Annotated in this window: 16 protein-coding genes; 9 read left to right on the forward strand and 7 right to left on the reverse strand. The window is 40.4% G+C overall.

Annotated features, from left to right (window positions below; all coding sequences use genetic code 11):
• Positions 1-1,557 carry a GumC family protein gene (locus BACINT_RS09615; RefSeq protein ID WP_007662621.1) on the reverse strand — a complete coding sequence of 519 codons (1,557 nt, stop codon included), beginning with the start codon at positions 1,555-1,557 and terminating at the stop codon, positions 1-3.
• A 12-nt stretch (positions 1,558-1,569) separates the two neighbouring features.
• Positions 1,570-2,373, reverse strand: coding sequence for a polysaccharide biosynthesis/export family protein (locus BACINT_RS09620; protein WP_007662622.1), 804 nt, complete (start codon positions 2,371-2,373; stop codon positions 1,570-1,572).
• Between the two features lie 268 nt (positions 2,374-2,641).
• On the opposite strand from BACINT_RS09620, the gene BACINT_RS09625 reads away from it, so the two are divergent.
• Together BACINT_RS09625 and BACINT_RS09630 are read left to right on the forward strand one after the other, a co-directional pair.
• A complete protein-coding gene (locus BACINT_RS09625; RefSeq protein ID WP_007662629.1) occupies positions 2,642-3,775 on the forward strand; it encodes an HU domain-containing protein in 1,134 nt (377 codons plus the stop codon).
• Positions 3,776-3,823: 48 nt separating this feature from the next.
• Positions 3,824-4,345, forward strand: coding sequence for an FHA domain-containing protein (locus BACINT_RS09630; protein ID WP_007662631.1), 522 nt, complete (start codon positions 3,824-3,826; stop codon positions 4,343-4,345).
• Positions 4,346-5,009: 664 nt separating this feature from the next.
• Here BACINT_RS09630 and BACINT_RS23310 read toward each other — a convergent pair.
• From BACINT_RS23310 to BACINT_RS09650, 4 genes are all read right to left on the reverse strand, one after another.
• Positions 5,010-8,309 (reverse strand): DUF6443 domain-containing protein, encoded by a 3,300-nt coding sequence (locus BACINT_RS23310; protein ID WP_007662632.1) that lies wholly within the window; start codon positions 8,307-8,309, stop codon positions 5,010-5,012.
• The gene (locus tag BACINT_RS09640) at positions 8,287-8,805 is read right to left on the reverse strand and encodes a hypothetical protein (RefSeq protein WP_007662633.1); all 519 of its coding nucleotides are present in this window, start codon (positions 8,803-8,805) and stop codon (positions 8,287-8,289) included. The genes BACINT_RS23310 and BACINT_RS09640 overlap by 23 nt, the downstream gene beginning before the upstream one ends.
• A 373-nt stretch (positions 8,806-9,178) precedes the next feature.
• On the reverse strand, positions 9,179-10,618 hold the full coding sequence (locus tag BACINT_RS09645; RefSeq protein ID WP_007662634.1) for a tagaturonate reductase: 1,440 nt from the start codon (positions 10,616-10,618) through the stop codon (positions 9,179-9,181).
• Positions 10,619-10,658: 40 nt separating this feature from the next.
• A complete protein-coding gene (locus BACINT_RS09650) occupies positions 10,659-11,720 on the reverse strand; it encodes a LacI family DNA-binding transcriptional regulator (protein WP_007662635.1) in 1,062 nt (353 codons plus the stop codon).
• Positions 11,721-11,957: 237 nt separating this feature from the next.
• Between BACINT_RS09650 and uxaC the strand changes: the two genes are divergently transcribed.
• The 3 genes from uxaC (at position 11,958) to BACINT_RS09665 (ending at position 17,061) form a co-directional block, all read left to right on the forward strand.
• Entirely contained in the window at positions 11,958-13,364 is a 1,407-nt protein-coding gene (gene uxaC, locus BACINT_RS09655) for a glucuronate isomerase (protein ID WP_007662636.1), read from the forward strand.
• A gap of 623 nt (positions 13,365-13,987) precedes the next feature.
• A complete protein-coding gene (locus BACINT_RS09660; RefSeq protein WP_007662638.1) occupies positions 13,988-14,692 on the forward strand; it encodes a polysaccharide biosynthesis/export family protein in 705 nt (234 codons plus the stop codon).
• Positions 14,693-14,724: 32 nt separating this feature from the next.
• Positions 14,725-17,061 (forward strand): GumC family protein, encoded by a 2,337-nt coding sequence (locus BACINT_RS09665; protein ID WP_007662639.1) that lies wholly within the window; start codon positions 14,725-14,727, stop codon positions 17,059-17,061.
• A gap of 92 nt (positions 17,062-17,153) precedes the next feature.
• Here BACINT_RS09665 and BACINT_RS09670 read toward each other — a convergent pair whose 3' ends face one another.
• The gene (locus BACINT_RS09670; protein WP_007662641.1) at positions 17,154-17,567 is read right to left on the reverse strand and encodes a BT0820 family HAD-type phosphatase; all 414 of its coding nucleotides are present in this window, start codon (positions 17,565-17,567) and stop codon (positions 17,154-17,156) included.
• Positions 17,568-17,726: 159 nt separating this feature from the next.
• Here BACINT_RS09670 and BACINT_RS09675 point away from each other — a divergent pair, with 159 nt between their 5' ends.
• From BACINT_RS09675 to BACINT_RS09690, 4 genes are all read left to right on the forward strand, one after another.
• Positions 17,727-19,115, forward strand: coding sequence for an MFS transporter (locus BACINT_RS09675; protein ID WP_007662645.1), 1,389 nt, complete (start codon positions 17,727-17,729; stop codon positions 19,113-19,115).
• A 358-nt stretch (positions 19,116-19,473) separates the two neighbouring features.
• On the forward strand, positions 19,474-20,331 hold the full coding sequence (locus BACINT_RS24780) for a helix-turn-helix transcriptional regulator (RefSeq protein ID WP_007662646.1): 858 nt from the start codon (positions 19,474-19,476) through the stop codon (positions 20,329-20,331).
• Between the two features lie 105 nt (positions 20,332-20,436).
• Complete coding sequence (locus BACINT_RS09685) at positions 20,437-21,297, forward strand: RteC domain-containing protein (RefSeq protein WP_007662647.1); 861 nt, start codon at positions 20,437-20,439, stop codon at positions 21,295-21,297.
• 398 nt (positions 21,298-21,695) lie between these two features.
• Positions 21,696-22,007: a helix-turn-helix domain-containing protein gene (locus BACINT_RS09690; protein WP_004295488.1), complete on the forward strand. Its 312-nt coding sequence runs from the start codon at positions 21,696-21,698 to the stop codon at positions 22,005-22,007.

Genomic DNA, 22,007 nt, shown 5'->3' on the forward strand with positions numbered 1-22,007 from the left:
TTATCTTTTTGTAAAAACGAATACTTTCAAATAAATACTAATTAAGGAAAGGATGCAAGCTATTATAAAAGCTATTGCCAATACAATCAATTTCTTGGGAAAAACGGGTTTTGCCGAACAATAAGCAGCATCCACTATTCTTCCAGCTTGTTCATCTGGAGAGTTTATCAAACTCTTTTCTTGTAATTTTTGCATGAGGAACAGGTAAATCGTTTCCTTGATTTTCTGTTGGCGTTTCATCTCAATATATTCTCGTTCCTGTGTGGGCAGTTCACTCAGTTGACTGTTGAATATATGATTTTTCTTGTTGAGTTCATTTAGACTGGCTTTGATGCTATTTCGAGTTGCAGCGATTGTTTCCAACAACATTTTACGTTGTTCTGCCAATTGTTTATCGGCAAGCAATAAGGCTGGATTCCCTTTTTCAGAAGCAAGTAGTAGACGTTCACGGTCAAGTACTAATTGATTATACAAAGCGATAGATTTCTCTCCTATTCCCTCAAAGGCAGGAATAGAAGCATATTCATTTTCTGGATTTTGCATATATTCCACTACATAATCCATCATTTTTATACGTGCTTCAATTTCTAAAATCACACTTTCTAATTCTTGTTTTCCTGTCATGGCAACCTTGGCATACAGTGTGGGTTCTGGAATGTTATTCAGTTTCTTGTAAGTTTCAATTTTATGTTCCAGATAGGCAAGTTCCGTAGTGATTGTATCCAAGCGACTTCTTACAAATTGGGCGTTAAGTTCCGCTTCTTGTACTTTTACATTTCTTGAGTATTGATTGAAAACAGACATTAATTCATTCAGAAAATCACGTCCACGCTGTTTGTTTTCGTTGTCAAAACTCAATAATATGATATCAGAAATAGTTTCTTCTGCCCCAGCTGTTATCTTTTTATATAGATCTTCATAAACTTTTTGCAACGGAGTGATCTTTATATTGAATGTTTGTTTGTCAAAAGTTGAAATCTCACTATTGGGAGCAAGCATTATTGTACCAATCGGAAGCTGTAAGCGACAAGGTAAAGATTGATCTTGCACTTTCATGGTTTCAAATAGCTCTGATTGAATTTTTGCTGACTGCATCATTCCATTTGATAATGTCATTTTTATCTTTACCGGTTCACTGATAGTATCTAAAAACTGTTCAGGAAAAAGAACGGTAAAGGGGACATCTTTTCCATAAAGTAATACTTTCTTCAAACCACGTTGTTGCCGTATCTCCATTTGGTAATTAGTTTGAAGAATGGCTTTGGTCATGTTAGTACGTGATGTTAGTACAATAATCTCATCTTCTATACTAATGCCTGAAGTACTACCCCCAAGTAATGCACTAATACCACTGGTTTTTAACATTTTCAACTCAGACATCATACCATGGTTGTTGCCAATTAGTCGCATCCGAGCAGTAAATTCATATTCTTTAGGTGTGACTATCAGAAAGCATATAGCGGTAATCAGACAGATAATTCCAATGGGTATGTAGATCTTCCAATAGCAAAGAAACTGTTTTAATAGCTTTCCAATATGTATATTTTCGTCATTCATAAACAAAAGAGGTTATTTTACTAACAATGCGATACCTAGTGATGCTAATACAGATAAAGCGCTAATTATAGTTGAAGCCAATGATACGTTAAACTGCCCATTTTGACTATATTTCGCATTTCCTTTTCGTGCTTTGTTTGGTTCTACATAGAGAACATCATTTTGCTGCAAATAGTAATAAGGAGATGTTAGCATTTCTGCAGAAGTAAGGTCAAAACGATGATATTCTTTTAGTCCATTATTATCGCGAATTAGTAGCACATTGGTGCGATTTCCATAAATTGTCAAGTCACCTGCCATGCCAAGAGCATCAAGTATAGATAAGCGCTCATTAGGTACATTTACGGTTCCTGGTTTGTTTACTTCTCCTAATACAGAGACTTTAAAGTTCCGTATTTGTATTGTAACAATTGGAGATTTTACATAGGCAGAAATCCTTTTAGTCATCATATCGGTAAGTTCGCTACGTGTCATTCCACCAACTTGAAGTTTACCTAATACTGGAAAGTCAATTTCTCCATGTGAATTGACCAGATATGTATGAAGTACAGGTGTGGAGGTCACATTTGTTTCTCCAGGTGCCAGATAGCTGGCAAGTGGTATGTTGAATGTGGCGACTGCATTAGGGTCCATACCTGATACAGTTATGGATAATTGGTCATCGGGAGCTATACGCGGAGTATAATTCACAGCTTTTCCTGTAGTAACTGCCGATTGGTTATTCAAATCCTGAAAATAGGTGATGTTATTAGTCGTCGTTTTGCACGACGTCAATAATATAATAGTAAAAGCAAATATCAGCGTTTTAATCTTCATCGTATATTTTTATATTTTATAGATTGATCGGTTGCAAAAATAGCTTTCTTATGCCAATAAACGTTAGTTTTATGAGTTTATTGTTGAATTGTCTATTATTTGTGCATTAATGCTCCAAGGTAGAATATAGTATTTTCGTGTAGGTATTAACGAATTAGCTGGCTTTTATTCAAAGAAAGCATTGTGTTATTCCATATTGTTGATAAGTTGTTGAAAGAAAAATGCCCTGAAACTGGCTTATATCCGAGATTTCCGTTACTTTTGTACCATGATTGAATTGGCACAACATATAGAAACTTTGTTATTGGAAAATGACTGCGTCATTGTTCCGGGTTTGGGAGGATTTGTTGCTCATTATGCTCCGGCTACGAGAGTGAAAGAAGAGAATATTTTCCTGCCTCCTACCCGTATCATCGGTTTTAACCCACAACTGAAGATGAATGACGGTTTGCTGGTTCAATCTTATATGTCTGTATATGGAACCAACTTTTCTGATGCTACCAAGATGGTAGAACGTAAAGTGAATGAATTGATTTCTGTTTTACACGAAGAAGGTAAGGTTGATTTGCCCAATGTTGGCGAAGTACGTTATACGATTCATAACACTTTCGACTTCGCACCATACGATAATAAAATCACAACTCCCTATTTATACGGCTTGGATGCATTTGAAATGAAGGAATTATCTGCTTTGGGAAAGCCACAGGCAGAAAAGGCTGTTTCTTATTCAATGCCTACTGTTGTTAAGGAAGAAAAGCGTACTTTCGCAATCAAAATTAATCGTGCATATCTGACAAATGCTGCTGCAATAGTAGCTGCTATAGTGCTTTCTTTCTTTTTTTCTACTCCGATAGAAAATACAGAAGTGATAGAGGAAAACTATGCAAAATTACTTCCGGATGAATTATTTGAAAAAATAGAAAAACAATCTCTGGCCATTACACCGATTGTTGTAAAGCAGAATACTCCTACACGCAAATCTGCAACAGATAAACAAGCCGGAACTAAGAAAGTTGTAGCTCCTGTTGCTGTCAGAGAAGTTAAGGTTGGCAAAACACCAGCTGTTGCTTCTGAAACAAAAGTGAAGGAAGAAGCCTCCCATTCAGCTACAACGACTGAAGCTCCCAAGCAGAATGTACAGCCTGCTACAGCTAAACCGGTTATTGCAACTCCTAAAAGACCTTATCATATTATCATTGCCAGCGTTGGAACTGAACAAGATGCAGAAACAATGGCTGCTCAGTTGATTTCTAAAGGTTTTAAGGGTGCAAAAGCGATTGTCGGTGATGGTAAAATGCGTGTTAGCATTGAATCTTGCGGGACGGAAGTAGAAGCCTATCAAGCATTGGCTAGAATTCGCCAGGATGAAACATATAAGAATGCTTGGGTTTTGAAGAAGTAGGAAGCATTTACTTTGCTTTAATTTTTAATTCTTTAATTTGTAATTGTCATGAAGCGTATCCGTTGCCCTAAATGTGAGAACTATCTTTTATTTGATGAAACAAAATATAGCGAAGGCCAATCTTTGGTTTTCGTTTGTGAGCATTGTGGTAAGCAATTTAGTATTCGTCTGGGAAAAACCAAAATGCGTGCTCCTCAAAAAGAAGAACGTCCTGACGAAGAAGAATTCAAGGATGCTTTCGGTAGCATTACGGTGATTGAGAATGTATTCGGATTTAAGCAAGTGTTACCTTTGCAAGAGGGCAATAATGTGATTGGGCGTCGTTGTGTTGGTACTAATATCAATACTCCCATTGAAACTTCGGATATGAGTATGGATCGTCGTCACTGCATTATTAACGTGAAGCGCAATAAGCAAGGCGTGCTTGTTTATACTCTGCAGGATGCTCCCAGTCTGACCGGAACTTTCCTGAATAATGAAATACTAGGAAATAAAGATCGCATTCGCATTGAAGACGGAGCCATTGTTACCATTGGAGCTACGACGTTCATTTTGCGTACGGCGGAATAGTCGGCCCATTCATTCTGCGGCAGAAGCTTTGATGCTAACTGAATAGCAACCAGGCTTCACTTTACTTTACCTCATTGATTTTGTGTATTTGCAGTAACTCTGAAAAGGTGTCAACCTTGGTTAACAACTCTATCAACCTTGGTTGATAGGCCTGTTAACCAAGGTTGATAGCTGATAATTTCTAAGGTTGAACAGGATCTTCCTTAAGACAGAATAATACAATCTCTCATGTAAAACCTATTAATCTCTCATTCAAGTTTCTCAAGAAATCATAGCAATGAGACATATTCATCGTTTACGCGGGAAGAAAAGTCTAAAAAAACACCAGATTACAGACAGCCTCAATATAGATACTAAATACTGGGTATTTCATTGTAAAATAATAAGTTAATCCATAAAAATGCAAATTCAGAAAGTGAGAGTAAGCGGTTTACTCTCACACCGGATTTTTACTCTCACCCACACTTAATAGTCTAATTATCAATAAGCTACTTTAATAGTGAGAGTAGTGAGAGTAACCTGAGCCAACTTTTTATTGATCGCTGAATTCCCTGATAACCTCCTTCAGATGTATTCTTTAGTCACAATTAGTAGCTTTTAGTGTATGCTTTCTATTTTTTTACGAACTTTTGATTGTAATATTTTTCATTTGTTTGTCTGTTGATTAAACTGTCTCGACTATATAAAAAATGGATACCTGATAATTCGGGAATATAACGTCCGGACACATCAACAGAATCAGATTGCCCACATATGTTATGGATAAATCATCAATCTTTCCATAAGTACTTCCACTTACCTTACCATATCTTTGTAGACCGGTAATGTTTCCATTATAATCATAACCGATCACATTCTCTGAGAATTTTTTTCCTGTAGAAGGAGTGATACTTGTCCCTTCGCCATAAATAGCATTTCTCATGCGACTCATATTATCATAAGTAAACTTATAACCACGTATACCGTCTTCCCCACTCTTCCAAGTCATACTTCCAATATTGCCATTATAACATTGACTTCCACTCCCTGTGTTATAATAAAGATTTTGTTCGAAAAGTCTTCCGTTGATTTGGGTCAACCAATTACGTATATTATATTCATAAGTCAGCTTATGTCCTGAAGTGCCATGATGTGTTTTGGTTTTTAATCTCCCTAACTTATCATAGGTATTGATAGCAAGCTTTACTTCACTATTCTCATTTAATTTGTGTCTTACTTCTTGCAGGCGTTCTGCATGATCATAAACATAAGTATATAATTCTGTTGCATTTATTGCTGTATGTGTATGACTTGCTGTTAATGGTTTATCAGTAAAGGAATAAGTAATATTATCCACTTCATATTCATTCATATGATTGCTTGAGACCTTTTTTGTCATTCTGCCTTTGACATCGTAATAATTAGCGGAATATAGTTTCTTACCATCTTCCAAAATAGTAACGACATTACCGGTTAGATAGCCTTTGGCATTGCTGCCCATTGAGAAATGTGGTACACCGGAAAATCCTGTTAATGAACAAAACTTATAATCGTCGTAATAATTCACAATATGTATTTCTTTGACCTTATCAATCGGTATAAATGTAGAATAATATCCACTTCCCCCCAAACCTGTATTGCTATTTTCTCTGTAGCAAGTTACTACTACATCGGGAATTAAATTTAGCCGGTCTATTTCCATACAAATGCCTTGTATTGTAAGACGATTCAACCTATCATACAAATAGAAAGTCCATTCGTTTTGTAACCGTTGATTGCCATCTTGCGAGAATATGAGTCTGTCCAACTTATCATATACATATTTAATAGCTTCTGCTCCCGGCATCTTTTTCTCTATGCACAATTGTCTTCCCATATATTTATATTGGAAAGCATACATATTCAGATTGGCATTTGTCTGATACATCGGTTGAAGAACGTATCGTAAATTATCAAGTCCATCATACACATAATATGTATCAAGAATTTGACTTCCTGAGATTTGTCGTGTTAATATGGTATGTCCCGACTTATCTGTAAAAGTATACTCAACGTTATTATCTTCATCAGTACTTTTGGTTACATATAACTGTCCTGCGGCGTAATACTGATTGCTGGACACCAAAGTTCCGTTGTCATTAACCATGTAATTAAGACAGTTCAATGGAGAAGAAGTGGTGTTTGTCATATATTCAATGTGTACAGGGTGATTATTCCAATCTTCCCCTGCTCCGTATTGATTGACTATTTTATTCAAAGGAGAAGCTTCGTATTCTGTCTTTGTATAAGGATGTGTATCTCCATAATCAGCTACAGCTTGAGCTTTAACAGAAGCAGATGGCATATATGTACTGGTAGCAGACTCAACGGGTAACCATGTATATGTTTTCCTATTTGCAGCATCATATTCTTGTAAAGTGATTAAATGAGTTTGGAATGGAGTGATTTTACATTCCACTGTCTGGTATGGGCGACCTAAACCATCATAATAACTATATACTTCCATATATTTATTTCCTTCCTCATTCATCATAGTACGAGTTTTGAAGAAATTTTGTGATGTTCCATTATGGGATAACTGATATTGAAATGACATGATTGTTTTTCTGTTTAAATCTAATATCTCAGAAACTCTGCCTATAGCATCATACTCATAGAATGTTTTTAATCCATTGGGTGACCTTACTTCACTAACTCCGTATGATGGATTATAAAGCCATGTGGTAACTTCACAATCAGAAAATATATTTTGCAAATTATAGAGTGAAGTACTATTGGGGATATTAGAGCTACACAGAGTATTCAACGAACTTTCTCCTAATCGAGACAGTACTTTGGCATATGTAATATTAGTAATTTTTGCAATAATCCGGGAATATTTATATCCCCATAAATAAACAACCGACGAACTGTCTTGATAGGTTACTTCGACAGGATTCCATTTACTATCATACTTATATGAAACAGTACGTCTTTTGGGTGATATATTGCTTGACTCCGTACTTGAAAGCAATGTGAATTTAGTAAATGCATTTCCATACTTATTTTCTAAAATGGCTGTTGAACTGCCTGATGTACGTTTATATCTCATTATTGCAGTAAGTACATTATAGTCCAAGTGATCTTTATAGAAAGAAGAATCGGCAGCATATTTATATGTCTCCTGAATGTAGTCGGAACGACTGGTATTTGTTTGACAGGTTGATATTTGATTACGTTGATTATATGTATAAAGTTTTTCTTTGCTTATTGGTACTGAATTGAAATACTCAGTTTCTGTTTGTTGAGTTAACTGGATGTCATAAGCAATGTATGGATATAAAGTTATAAAAAAACGTCCATTATATATATATGGATTATAATAAGGATGTGCTTCAATTGAAAGGCAATGATTTACAGGACCAACATAATTGTCTATGACTTTTATATTGACTAATTCTTTAGCCTTATTGGCAATGGAGTATTCATTAATTTCTTCTTTTACGAGTTTATTATTTGCATCATATGTACTTTTCCTGATTAAGCGTCCACTGTAGTTCTCTGGAAAATAGCAAAGTGTAGCATCTGTTTGTGCATCATATCTGCGAAATTGATGGTCTACTATGCTATGTATAGGACAATTATCCAGACCATGACGGATATTATGATCAGTCACAAAGTTAATAGGAATCATCAACAGACCGGAACTTTTATGATTATCCAATTCGTAAAGATATTTGGTTCTCTCTAAGATTTCTCCTGTATTATTCCTTTGGGTAATAGTTTTTATTCTCACTCCGGCACCAATATGTTCCAAAGTGTCTATATCTACATTGAATATTTGTGATTTGTAAGTTAATGTTGCAGCGCTAACATTACGGGCGGTGTAACCTTGATTGGGAACTGTTGACGCTAAAGTAGATGACATTACATAATCCCCAGCTTCCAATGTAAATGATTCAACAACATGATATGAATGTTCATCAGTTACATTTTGTGATGTCACATGATTTTAGAATACCTCCTCCGGTAGAACCAACCTGCCTGATAATTGTTCCTGAACCTTCGACTTGACTCGCTGAATAATCATCAAAACGGACTGTTACATTTATGGTTACAGTTTGTGCAAATGGAATATTGAAAGTTACAAATGGAGTGGAAAACTCTGCATTATTGTTATTCACCGTATTTAAATATGCCAATTTAGGAGCATACTTTTCTAAATCTTCTTTTGAAATGACTTTGGCATTAGTAAAAGTATGAGGTTCAAATTCGAATTCTACACTACCTCCCGTCGGGTATGTTATTTTTTTTAGCATATTAGCCGTTATATATTTACGACTCGCATTCCTGACAGCTGTTTGTGCTGGTAGCTCCTGTCCCTGAATTATAAGTGCGTCTTGATTAATTCCTAATCCTTCAATAGAGGGTATAAGTGTGTGGCGGTAACCGGTAAGTGAAGATATATTTTCTGCGCCATTGTAAAATCCCCAATAATCCATAGCGAAGGATGTTTTATATGGCAACGGTTGTTCTCCATTATAAATAAATGAATATGTTTCCCCTTGTACCTTTATTGGGTTGAATAGTGGTTATCTGACATTTCATTAGTTTGTCTCCTGAGCGAGGGAGATTATAAGATGTGTTCAAGGTTTGACTATAAACACATAAAGGGAATAAGAACCCCACGAGAATAGTACATAATGTCTTTCCCATAGTCATTTGATTTTTAATAGTTAACGCTCTAAATATACCCAAAAGAAGTGACAAAGAGAATTTATTTGAGTATGAAATGCACAGTTCTGTTCTTTAACATAAAAAAATAGGGCGAAGCCTCCGCCCCGCCCTATCTCCTTTGTGATACTTGTAGATTAATTAAAGAATTCCCTTTACTGTTTCCAACATTCCTTTTTCCTGAATAGAATCCAGATTAGCTTTTACAGCAGCGGTAAGTCCCGAGATATTATTTAAATCTTCGCCCCAAATAGAAGTTGCAGCAAGTACGCCTTCGGCTACTTTCTGAGTATCATCTGTTGCCCACAGGTCTTTCAGCAATTGCATGATTTCCGGAGCATCGTTCGGGGTGATCTCAGCACCGTCTTCACGAACACCACCTTTATAATATGTGATGATAGCGGCCAAACCGAGAACCAGCCCCTTAGGCAATTCACCTTTGCGTTGCAGATAAGTCTTCAAACCAGGCAGGTCACGAGTTTCATATTTCGGGAAAGAGTTCAGCATAATGCTGGTAACGGCATGGTCAACAAACGGATTGTTGAAACGCTCCAATACATCTTCCGCAAACTTCTTCAACTCATCTTTCGGCAAGTTCAATGTTTCCATCAACTCATCGAACATTACCTTATTGATGTACTGACCAATAACCGGATGTTGACAAGCATCACGCACAATGTTTACGCCCGACAAGTAAGCTACCGGAGAAAGAACAGTGTGAGGGCCATTCAGCAACGTTACTTTTCTTTCGTGATACGGTGCTTCAGAAGGAACGAATAATACATTCAGACCAGCCTTGTCAGCAGGGAATTCTTTGGCAATCTCCTGCGGGGCTTCGATGACCCAGAGGTGGAAGATTTCAGCCTGTACCACCAAATTATCATCATACTGTAATTTTTCCTTAATTGCTGCAATATCCTTGCGCGGGAATCCCGGAACAATACGGTCAACAAGCGTAGCGTATACACCACATGCTTCTTCAAACCAAGTCTTGAATTCATCACCCAATTGCCATAATTCGATATATTGGTAGATGGTTTCTTTCAGCTTATGACCGTTCAGGAAGATAAGTTCGCAAGGGAAGATAATCAGACCTTTGCTCTTATCACCGTTGAATGTCTTGAAACGATGATACAGTAGTTGGGTCAGTTTGCCCGGATAAGAAGAAGCCGGAGCGTCAGCCAGTTTGCAGGAGGGATCGAAAGCGATACCGGCTTCCGTTGTGTTGGAGATTACAAAACGCATTTCCGGTTGCTCAGCCAACTTCATGAATTCATCGTTCTGAGTGTAAGGATTCAGTGCACGGCTGATAACGTCGATCATTGTCAGGCTATTGACAGTTTCTCCTTTATCCAATCCTTGCAGGTTTACGTGATAAAGATCATCCTGTGCATTCAGCATGTCTACCATACCTTTCTCGATAGGTTGAACTACTACAACACTGCTATTGAAATCAGCCTTTTCGTTCATGTTATAAATGATCCAGTCGATAAATGCACGTAAGAAGTTTCCTTCACCGAATTGAATGATACGTTCCGGGCGCTGAGCCTTGGAAGCGGTCTGTTTGTTTAATGCTTTCATGCTTAAAAAAACGTTTTTTAAATGATTGATATTATGATGTTTATTCAAATTCAAAATAGAAATTGATGTTTTCTTTCATCAGGATGTCGATAGGCATATACTTTACACCGGTCACCGGACGTTTGAATACGACATGGTCGCACAGAGCTTTTACACCGCAGTATCCTTGCAGTCCCGGGCGTTGTCCAATGAGATAATTTACTTCACCGGATTTCAGGTATTCCACGTTTTTGGGCAGAAGGTCATATCCAACCAATCCTTCCAAATGGTGTCCTGTTTCCTGTAGATATCCTGCCACCTGGTAGACACGTGAGTTAAAAACGGCTCCTAATACTGCCTTGGGATGTGCGGCAAAGAAATCTTCCAATGTCCGGCGGTTGGCTTCATCATCTTCTTTATTCAGTACTACATCGTGAACCACCAGATTCTCATGTTCCTGTGCAATAAAATTCATGAAACCGTCCATGCGTCGTTGCATCTGTATTTCTGCCGGGCTATTCTTTTTATTATTAAGAAATAGTATCAGTTCCTGTCCTTCCTTGTACTTGCGCATCAGGATTTTAGCAGCCATATACCCGCTTGTTTGGGAGTCCTGGCCGATGTAGCAGAGTGCATGGGTGTCTTCTATATTAAAGTCGACAAATGCGTAAGGTATCTTTTTCCCTTCCAGATAAGATGTCAGCGATATTGTCTCTTCACGGAAATTGGGGGCGATCAATACGGCATCCACTATTTCTTTGCGGAGCTTCGCGCAGGCTTTTTCATAAGAAAGCCGGTCGGCATGATGGTAGCACAAAAAGTCCACGCTTACATTAAAAGGACGCAACTCTTGTGCGGCACGGTTGATGCCTTCTGCAACGGAATGCCAATAGTCATGTTCCACATAATAAGGTATAATACACAGAACACGGTAGCGCTTCTTGGCTGCCAGACCAATGGCAAACATATTAGGATGATAGTCTATCTCATCAAGCACTTTTTGAACCTTCTCCCTGCTGGCAACAGAAACATCTCCCCGATTGTGCAACACGCGATCCACAGTTCCGGCAGAAACACCCGCCATGCGGGCAATGTCTTTAATGGTGTAGTTCTTGTTTTCCATATTCTTTGTTTCATTCGTTTTAAGGCACTAAAGGTTCAATGTCTAAAACTTAAATATTATAAATATTTGCGGCAAAGATACGAATTATTTTGTTTCTCCAAGTAAATTTTCTACTTTTGTGTTCGATAACGGTTAATAAAAGCAAAAACCAATATCTTGCCTATTAGCTTTACAATCAATACTATATAGGTATAGAAAAGAGAAAGTAATATTTTTATATACTAAAAACACAGTAGAATGAAAAAATTTATGGATGAAAACTTCCTGTTGCAGACAGAAACCGCACAGAAGTTGTATCATGAACATGCGGCCAAGATGCCGATTATCGATTATCACTGTCACTTAATCCCTAAAATGGTAGCAGACGACTATCAGTTTAAGTCATTGACTGAAATCTGGTTGGGCGGCGACCATTACAAATGGCGTGCTATGCGTACCAATGGTGTAGACGAACGTTTCTGCACAGGTAAGGATACTTCCGACTGGGAAAAATTTGAAAAGTGGGCTGAAACCGTTCCTTATACTTTCCGTAATCCTTTGTATCACTGGACACACCTGGAGTTGAAGACAGCGTTCGGTATCGATAAGATCCTGAGCCCGAAGACTGCCCGTGAGATTTATGACGAGTGTAATGAGAAGCTGGCTCAACCGGAATACTCTGCTCGTGGCATGATGCGCCGTTATCATGTGGAAGCTGTTTGTACTACGGATGATCCTATTGATTCTCTGGAATATCATATTCAAACACGCGAAAGTGGTTTTGAAATCAAGATGTTGCCGACATGGCGTCCTGACAAGGCAATGGCTGTAGAAGTTCCTGCTGACTTCCGTGCATACGTTGAGAAACTGGCTGAAGTAAGCGGTGTTGCTATCTCTAATTTCGATGATATGATAGCTGCCTTGCGCAAGCGTCATGACTTCTTTGCTGAACAAGGTTGTAAATTGTCCGACCACGGTATTGAAGAATTCTATGCAGAAGACTATACAGATGCTGAAATCAAAGCTATATTTAATAAGGTATATGGTGGAACGGAACTGGCTAAGGAAGAAATCCTGAAATTCAAATCAGCTATGCTGGTTATCTTCGGTGAAATGGACTGGGAAAAAGGCTGGACACAACAATTCCACTATGGCGCTATCCGTAACAATAACAGTAAGATGTTCAAGTTGCTTGGTGCTGATACCGGTTTCGATTCTATCGGTGAATTTACTACTGCTAAGGCAATGTCTAAATTCCTCGACCGCTTGAATTCCAAAGGCAAGTTGACGAAGACTATTCTTTATAACCTCAATCCGTGCGCTAATGAAGTTATTGCCACTATGTTGGGCAACTTCCAGGATGGCACGATTCCGGGTAAGATACAGTTTGGTTCCGGCTGGTGGTTCCTCGATCAGAAAGACGGTATGGAGAAACAGATGAATGCTCTTTCCGTACTGGGTCTGTTGAGCCGTTTCGTAGGTATGTTGACGGACTCTCGTTCATTCCTCTCCTATCCGCGTCATGAATATTTCCGCCGTACATTGTGTAATCTTGTTGGCCGTGATATTGAAAATGGTGAAATTCCGGCTTCTGAAATGGACCGCGTGAACCAGATGATTGAAGATATCAGCTACTATAATGCAAAGAATTTCTTCAAGTTCTAAGAGAAGAATTACTTTTTACCCATAGCAAGGAGTGCATCAAAGTTATATTGATGCGCTCCTTTTCTTTTATACGCAGCCATCGCTTCTTTAAAGAATAGTGTTGCTTACACCCGGGTGTAAGTAGCATTATCTTTTAATAATAACTGATATATCCTTTAGACTTACATGAGATATTATATATACGAGAGAGAATTTTTTCCGATGTTATTGGCTTTTATAAATTATTCATTAACTTTGCGACATCTTTAGGGTTATTCTGATATACTCCTAAGGCGTTACATATTAAATAGTTAGAAGCGTTTACCATATTATTCTTGTCAAAGGAAATCGCCAATTTCAAAAAGACACGAGAATAATAGGCAACAAAACGCTCATACTCACTGTATATCTAAATGTATAGTAGGGCGTGGGCTGTTGCCTCATTATCTGTGTCTTGGGTGTTTGGCGATACCTCTTTGACAGATAATGGCAACAGTTCCCACGCTTTCATTTTATTTATAGGTGTCGTATGGGACTTTCGACACCGGATATACATGATGAGAAATACTATATCTGCCTTATGTGCGGCAACTTTTCTGTGCCTGCTCTGTTCTTCCTGTTCATCAAGCAGGCAAGTATCCTATTTGCAAAAGCTGAATGAGGAATTCCGGGACACTCTTATAGAATATGATGCCCACATCATGCCTAAAGATTTGCTTACCATCTCCGTCAGTTGTTCTGAACCGGAAGCCGCCTTGCCTTTCAATTTAGTGGTACCTGCTTCACAAACCGGAATTAATTCCACTAATTTAGTTTCACAACCTACCCTGCAAAACTATCTGGTGAATAATCAGGGGGAAATAGTTTTTCCTGTGCTCGGCACTTTGAAAGTAGGCGGAATGACTACTCAGGAAACCTCTGAACTGATTGTGGGGAAACTGGAACGTTACTTGAAAGAGCGTCCCATCGTGACTGTCCGGTTGGTAAACTATAAGATTTCCGTAATTGGAGAAGTAAGCCGCCCGGGAGTCTATACCGTAAATAACGAACAGGTGAATGTTTTTGAAGCTGTAGCAATGGCGGGTGATCTGACCATATACGGGAAGCGTGATAATGTACGCATTATCCGCACTGTAGACGGCAAACAAAATCTTGTCACCATCAACCTGAATGATGAAAACATTATTTATTCCCCCGACTTTTATCTACGGCAGAATGACATCGTTTACGTGGAGCCGAACAAGGCAAAGAAACAGAGTGCCAACATTGGTTCTTCCACCAATCTTCTGATCTCCATAACCTCTATTCTCATATCCCTGGCGGGGTTAATGGTTAACATTTTACGATAAAAAGTATAAATCACTACTAATACAATCTATATATGAACACCAATCATATGGACAGTAATCAAATGCAGGAACAAGAAATAGACCTGATTGAACTTTTCTACAAACTGTTGGCGCACTGGCGGTGGTTTCTGCTAGCTGCTGTGGTAGCACTTACCGGCGCATACATTTATGTACATGTAACCACTCCCGTCTATCAGGCAACGGCTTCTGTTGTCATCAAGGATTCGGAAGGAAGCAATAAGGCCATCGACGAGTTGTTTCAGAAAGTCGCTCCTTCTTCCCTCACCTCTGCAAATACGCAGATTGAAGATGAAATGGAGATATTGCGTTCACGCTCTATCCTGCTACAAGTGATTAATGAGCTGAATCTGCATACAAAGTACAAGGTGAAAGATGGACTTTTCTATAATGAAACCACTATGCCGCCCATCATTGCTTCTATGGATAAAGCATCCATGGATACATTGAGCGGAACGTTGCTGATACAAGTGGAGAAGGCAGGTGAACGCTATACCGTGAGCAGTGCCTTGGACGATATATGTGTAACGGAGATTTTCACAGGTTTCCCTGCTTTTGTAGAAACTCCTGCCGGACGATGTACTTTAAGATTACTGCCCGGACATCAGTTTTCCGAAGCCATAAAGATAAGCATTTCCCGCCCTATCGATGCCGTGAACGATTATTCCGGTCAGCTGGTGGTCACTACTACTTCGAAGAAAACTTCCATCATCAGTCTGACCTTCAAGGATACGGATAAGGATCGTGCGGAATCCTTTCTTGCCAAGTTGATCGAAGTCTATAACCGGGATGCAATGGATGATAAGAATAAGGTGACAGGAAATACACTCATCTTTTTGGAAGAACGTTTGGACAGTATCAGCAACGAATTGGGATTTGTAGAAAAGCATCTGGAGCAATACAAACAAAAAGAACGTCTGAGCGATTTGAAAACCAACATGACTCTGGATCTGAATACAAACAATGAGTACGAAAAGAAGTTGCTGGATGTGGAGATGCAACTAAATATGACTAACTATATTTATAATTATCTATTGGATGATAAACACCGTTTCTCTCTACTACCGGTAAATACGGGTATTGCCGATACGGAGCTGATGCAACTGATTAACGAATATAACAAGGAACTGCTGGAACGTGAGCGGCTGATGAACACCATGAAGGCAGATAATCCGACGGTTGTTAATCAGGATATTCGCATTGATGCGCTGAGAAGAAATGTGGTGAGTTCTGTGGTCGGTGTAAAAGACGGACTCGGCATCGCGCGCACTGACATCCTACGTAAAACCGATTATTTCAACTCCCGTATCGGAAATATGCCGAAGCAGGAAAGGGAGTTCAATAACATAGACCGTCAACAGCAAATTAAGGCAAACCTATATCTGATGTTACTTGAACGGCGTGAACAGGCAGCTATTTCTTTGGCAGCCACAATGAACAAAGCAAGAGTGATTGATGCTCCCCTATCTGCTGACAGACCGATAGCTCCGCGAAGTATGATGATCTATGCCGGAAGTCTGTTTCTGGCATGTGTTATGACGGCAGGAGTTATTTTGTTCGGAGGAATTTTCCGTACTAAAATTAGGTCGGTAGCAGAAGTTGAGAGTACACAAATCCCTGTGATGGGGATTATTCCTTATACCAAAGAAGGTGATCGCATTGAAGAAGGACAAAACGGTATCATGGAAGAATCTTTTCGCCGCATGAGAAGCAATCTGCGCTTTCTAACCGAAGATGGCGATAAAAAGTGTATCCTGATGACCTCCACTATCAGCGGAGAAGGAAAAAGTTTCATCAGCATCAATCTGGCTCTGACCTTTGCTTTTCTGGGATGCCGGGTACTGGTAGTAGGTCTGGATATCCGTCGTCCCAGACTGGCGGAGTACTTCGGAATAAAGAGTCATGTAGGTATGACCAGTTACCTTTCGGACAATGAGATAAAGCTGGAAGATATAATCTTCCCATCAGGGGTACACGAACAATTATTCGTTGCGCCTGCCGGACCTATCCCTCCTAATCCGGCAGAACTGTTGGAGAGAGCCCGATTGAAAGAAGCATTCGCGTATTTTCGTGAACAGTTTGATTATATCATTGTGGATTCGGCTCCGGTAAGATTGATTAGTGATACACTGAGCCTAAGCAAGGTGACTGATTTCACACTCTATGTGTGCCGCATGAATTATACGCACAAGAATGTGTTGTCTGAAATTGTAGAGATACAGCGGTCAGGGCAACTGAACCAAATATCTTTGGTAGTGAATGCTGGTAATCTGGCGGAAAAGAAATATGGTTACGGATATGGCTACGGAGATAGTTATGGTTACAGAGATACTCATAAAAAGCATAAGTAATATACACTCATTTTTTCATCTCACTTTTTTTCTTCTCAATGAAGATACTGTTCCGGACTTTCATAGGTTAGGTAAAGTCCGGACGGTATTTTCTAAAACCACCACTTCTTCTTTTTGTCCTGTTCCGCAGGAATATTACCTTGCGTATAGATATCCCGGAACGTTTTATGTTCTTTAATCATCTGATAGATAAGTCCCCAATCGGGCAATCCGCCCAGATTGCGGTCGTCAATGAAAAGGTCTACTTTCAGTTTACGGGAAAATCCACAGTCCTGCTGCTTTTCTTCGGGATAATCACGATTGACAGCATAGAATTCCACTCCTCTTTCTTTGCACCAGGCAACGGCTTCTTCCAGAAGCTCACCTTCGCGCACACTCCATAAGATGAGCTTATGCTGATCTTGCTGCAACAGTTTTAAAGTGTCTGTTGCAAAAGGGATTTCTTTACCGATACGGGGATAGCGATGTTCTACTATAGTTCCGTCGAAATCAACTGCTATTGTCATAGTTTTATGCTGAAAAATTACAGAACAAAGATACGAATCTTATTGAAAAAACAAAGCGTTCTCTCACTTTTACAATAGGCAAATATGAAAGAAATTTGCATATAATTTCATAAAAATGTATTTTTGCGCTTAATTTTTCACTAACAACATAATATTAGGATGACTCAATCACCCAAAAATGTATCTAAAGGGTTCACTAAAGCCTTTTGGGTAAGCAACACGGTCGAACTGTTCGAACGTATGGCGTATTATGCCGTTTTTATCGTTCTCACCATTTATCTTTCTTCTATTTTAGGCTTCAACGACCTTGAAGCGAGTATGATTTCCGGTTTATTTTCCGGTGGTCTTTATCTTTTGCCTATCTTCACGGGTGCTTATGCCGATAAGATAGGTTTCCGGAAATCCATGATTGTTGCTTTTTCGCTGCTGTCTGTCGGATATTTGGGGTTAGGAATTCTCCCTACCCTGCTGGAAGCTGCCGGTTTGGTGGAATATGGCAAAGCAACCCGTTTCACCGGACTGCCGGATAGCGATAGCCGCTGGATGATCGTTCCTGTGCTGTTTGTTATCATGGTGGGCGGATCGTTTATCAAATCCATTATTTCGGCTTCAGTGGCAAAAGAAACTACGGAAGCAAATCGTGCACGCGGTTATTCCATTTTTTATATGATGGTGAATATTGGTGCATTTACCGGAAAAACAGTGATTGACCCGTTGCGGAATGTTATTGGAGAGCAGGCGTATATCTATATCAACTATTTCTCTGCTACGATGACAATATTGGCATTACTTTCCGTTGTTCTGCTCTATAAATCTACCCATACGGCAGGCGAAGGAAAAAGTATGCGTGAAATCGGTCAGGGTTTCCTGCGCATCATTACAAACTGGCGTCTGCTGATTCTTATCCTGATTATAACGGGATTCTGGATGGTGCAGCAACAGTTATACGCTACGATGCCTAAATATGTAATCCGTATGGCGGGCGAAACTGCCAAGCCGGGTTGGATAGCCAATGTAAATCCGTTTGTAGTGGTTTGCTGCGTTAGTTTCGTGACGCGTTTGATGGCAAAACGGTCAGCTATTACTTCCATGAATATCGGTATGTTCCTTATCCCATTTTCGGCTCTGCTGATGGCATGCGGTAACCTGCTTGGAAATGACGTGATAAGCGGAATGAGCAATATCACATTAATGATGATAGCGGGTATCGTGATACAGGCTTTGGCAGAATGTTTTATTTCACCGCGTTATCTGGAGTACTTCTCCCTGCAAGCGCCTAAGGGTGAAGAAGGTATGTATCTCGGATTTAGCCATCTTCATTCCTTCCTCTCTTCCATCTTCGGTTTTGGTATCGCCGGAGTATTGTTGACAAAATACTGTCCCGATCCTGTCCTCTTTGAGACTCGTGAAGCATGGGAGGCTGCCAGCACCAATGCGCATTATATCTGGTACTATTTCGCCGCTATCGGTCTGATATCTGCACTGGCACTGTTAGTATTTGCCAAAATCACCCAATCCATCAACAAAAAGAAGAAAGCCAAGGTCTGAATATCTCATTTTTTTAGTATATTTGATGTAGTCTGAAGGTATTTAATTGACTACAAATAGATTAAAAGAAACTCGCATGAGAATGGGCAACGGATAAGAAATTGGTAAAGTGCTTTGATACACTATATTTCTCATGCTGTCAAACAACTCTTATTTGTTTGCAAATATAATATTATTGCAGGTAAAAATCAAAAATAACGAGGTTTATTTTCATTTTTGCCTGCTGATATTTGTTCCGGATTGTCGGATGCGATATATTTGTAATTAGGATTCGTACCGTGTTCCAAGCGGTTCATAAGTAATGACTTGCGGAGCTTTGGCAACAAGGGGATGCGGCTCCGTTTTATAGAAATGACTTATGCAAACCGACTTATCCATTTACAACAGTCTTCGCCCTTCCTTTATAGAAGGCGTTCACGCCGTGAAGTTCAATTCTTTGTCGGCGGTCATATCGCGTTACCGGGATTATGCCCGCAGTTCCGAACAAATAAAAGCGTACTCGGGAGATTCTTTGCTGATGCGGGACATCGCCTCCTTGCTTGACGAAGCACCCCGTCCCATAACGGGGGAATACCAGGATTTCACCCCGTTCCTGCTTCTTCTGATGCTTTCGGAGGAGTTTCATGCCGTCCATTATGTCGAGCGTCTTGTAACGTGGTATTTCGGCTATTGTTGTGTCGATGAACTGCGGACGGTCTGCACCATTCTGTCCCAGTGTTCCTACCCGCATCACGACACGCTGCGGCTGCGGTTCAAGAATTACCTGCGTGAAGCCCGTAAGACATTGGGTATGCCCGTTGAATGTAACGCTGCTGTCATGCTGAAAATGCTCGACGTCTCTTATGAACATCTCACTCCCGCCGATGTCGGGGAGTTCGAGGAACTGTTGCACCTGGGGGACGATTACGAGTTCATCTCCCGTGTCAAATCGAATTATCTTGCCTCGGATAACGTCACGGAACTCGCCGGGGTTTGCGGGTATTCCAGCACGATTACCTTCCGCCGGCGTTTCCAGCGGGTTTTCGGCTGCTCGGCCTCCTCGTGGTTACGTCAGCGCCGTATCGAACGTATCGGGGAGTTGCTGCGGACGACACACTACACGTTGCAGGAAATAGCCTACATGTGCGGTTTCTCCGCCCAATCCCACTTTACGGACTTTTGCAAGCGGAATATGGGGAGCAATCCCACTTCCATCCGCCAGGAAGGCCGGATCTGACATTAAAATCGGCCTCGTGATAAAAAAACGAAGAGAAAGATAAAAATCGTAATCCGTCGGCTTTTCGATTCGCTAACTTTATGCGCGAAAGTAACAAGACGGATTATGATTGTATTTATAGAGAAATTAAACAGTGAAGTCCTGCGGAGTATCGAACGCATCGAATCGCGGGATACCGACGTGTTGAAAAAGTCGCTTGAAGCGTCACGTGTCCTGGGAGAAGCGTTCGACCGTTTGAAACAATATATCATCGGCTACCGTTTTCAAAACGATGACGAGGAGATAACGTTCTTCAAAGAAATCAAACCCCGTCTTTTTTGCCGTCTGATCTATTACCGCAAGCTCTATAATATCGAGATGAACCGTCCGGTAGGAAGTATCGAGGCACAACGGGAGTACCTGGACGCCCATGTTCGGGCCATCAACGCGTACACGCAGAAACGCCTCGACTTTATCCGCTATTTCCGCAGCGGCGCCACACACCTGGACAGCCTCTATTTCCTGCGCGGGCAGACCGACACGGAGCAATACCTGGAAACCTTCTACTATGAACTCGACCCGCAGTTTTCGACAAACGCGGATTTCAAGGTGGCTAAAATCCTGGCCAACGATATGTTGTCGGTTTATCTTATGGGCGAATTGGAATCACTGGAGAGCACGAACCTCCGGAACATGGTTCTGCCATTGTCTGACGTGCGTCCGACATGGCAGGACTCGAAGACGGATCTGACGGAACTTATTTACCTGCTCGACAGTAAAGGCTGTTTCGGCAATGTGCCACTCACGCAACTTGCCAGCTACATTTCCAACGCTTTCAACGTACACCTCGACATGAACCTTTCGAGGACATTCTGCGATATGAAAATCCGAAACAACCCGACACCGTGGCTTGACAAGGCGAAAGAGGCCCTGCTTAAACGTATGCAGACGTGGAAGCGAAACAAGAAAAACGGCAATTCCGAGTAGAACATGAACCGGTAAAGCACTCTATTCCTTATAGAAACACTGATAATCAGCGTTGTATATAACAAAAGAACCGAGGTCGGTTTTCCCCCGTAACTCTCGAAAGGAACTTTCCCGAACGCCCGTATTTGCACCCGTATAAGGAGCCGATACGGGTGTTCCGTTGTAGCCCCGTCCGGATTAGAACACCGTTAAGCGTTGAATCACAGTATGCTATCGCATTTCTGCCAATAAAAATACCGAGTACGGGCCGCGGATTTCGGTAAAAAACACTGCCTTCTTCACCGCATGAACCATTGAGAATCAGTTCACTGCAAATTATCAAAAAAAAGTCGTACCGACCTCGTTTTAAGCTGTCCATATAAGCCCGACCTTTGTAACAGACTAAAAAACAAAGAAGTATGAAAATCATAGTGATCGGTTCGCGAGCCTATAACGAGCTTGTCGGGCGTATAGAGAAAATAGAGGCTGCAATCGCCTCTCTCCCTGAAAAGGGGCGTGCATGGAATAAGGAGTATATAAACGACGAATGGATGGACGGCGAGCAGGTCTGCCGTTACCTGGGCATCAGCGGGCGTACCCTTCAACGCCTCCGCTCGGATCACGTGATCACCTATTCGGCCATCAACCGGAAGCTGTATTATTCCCTCACGGAAATCCGCCGTGTGCTGAAGGAGCGTTCCGTGCGGCGCAAGAACCAACCAAAGGAGTAG

Source organism: Bacteroides intestinalis DSM 17393, assembly GCF_000172175.1.
Lineage (GTDB): Bacteria > Bacteroidota > Bacteroidia > Bacteroidales > Bacteroidaceae > Bacteroides > Bacteroides intestinalis.

Coding starts and splice junctions, on each gene's coding strand:
- BACINT_RS09615 (WP_007662621.1), bottom strand. CDS start 1,557: ATGAATGACGAAAATATACATATTGGAAAGCTATTAAAACAGTTTCTT.
- BACINT_RS09620 (WP_007662622.1), bottom strand. CDS start 2,373: ATGAAGATTAAAACGCTGATATTTGCTTTTACTATTATATTATTGACG.
- BACINT_RS09685 (WP_007662647.1), top strand. CDS start 20,437: ATGATTGTATTTATAGAGAAATTAAACAGTGAAGTCCTGCGGAGTATC.
- BACINT_RS09625 (WP_007662629.1), top strand. CDS start 2,642: ATGATTGAATTGGCACAACATATAGAAACTTTGTTATTGGAAAATGAC.
- BACINT_RS09675 (WP_007662645.1), top strand. CDS start 17,727: ATGACTCAATCACCCAAAAATGTATCTAAAGGGTTCACTAAAGCCTTT.
- BACINT_RS24780 (WP_007662646.1), top strand. CDS start 19,474: ATGCAAACCGACTTATCCATTTACAACAGTCTTCGCCCTTCCTTTATA.
- BACINT_RS09640 (WP_007662633.1), bottom strand. CDS start 8,805: ATGGATTATTGGGGATTTTACAATGGCGCAGAAAATATATCTTCACTT.
- BACINT_RS09630 (WP_007662631.1), top strand. CDS start 3,824: ATGAAGCGTATCCGTTGCCCTAAATGTGAGAACTATCTTTTATTTGAT.
- BACINT_RS09645 (WP_007662634.1), bottom strand. CDS start 10,618: ATGAAAGCATTAAACAAACAGACCGCTTCCAAGGCTCAGCGCCCGGAA.
- uxaC (WP_007662636.1), top strand. CDS start 11,958: ATGAAAAAATTTATGGATGAAAACTTCCTGTTGCAGACAGAAACCGCA.
- BACINT_RS09690 (WP_004295488.1), top strand. CDS start 21,696: ATGAAAATCATAGTGATCGGTTCGCGAGCCTATAACGAGCTTGTCGGG.
- BACINT_RS09670 (WP_007662641.1), bottom strand. CDS start 17,567: ATGACAATAGCAGTTGATTTCGACGGAACTATAGTAGAACATCGCTAT.
- BACINT_RS09650 (WP_007662635.1), bottom strand. CDS start 11,720: ATGGAAAACAAGAACTACACCATTAAAGACATTGCCCGCATGGCGGGT.
- BACINT_RS09665 (WP_007662639.1), top strand. CDS start 14,725: ATGAACACCAATCATATGGACAGTAATCAAATGCAGGAACAAGAAATA.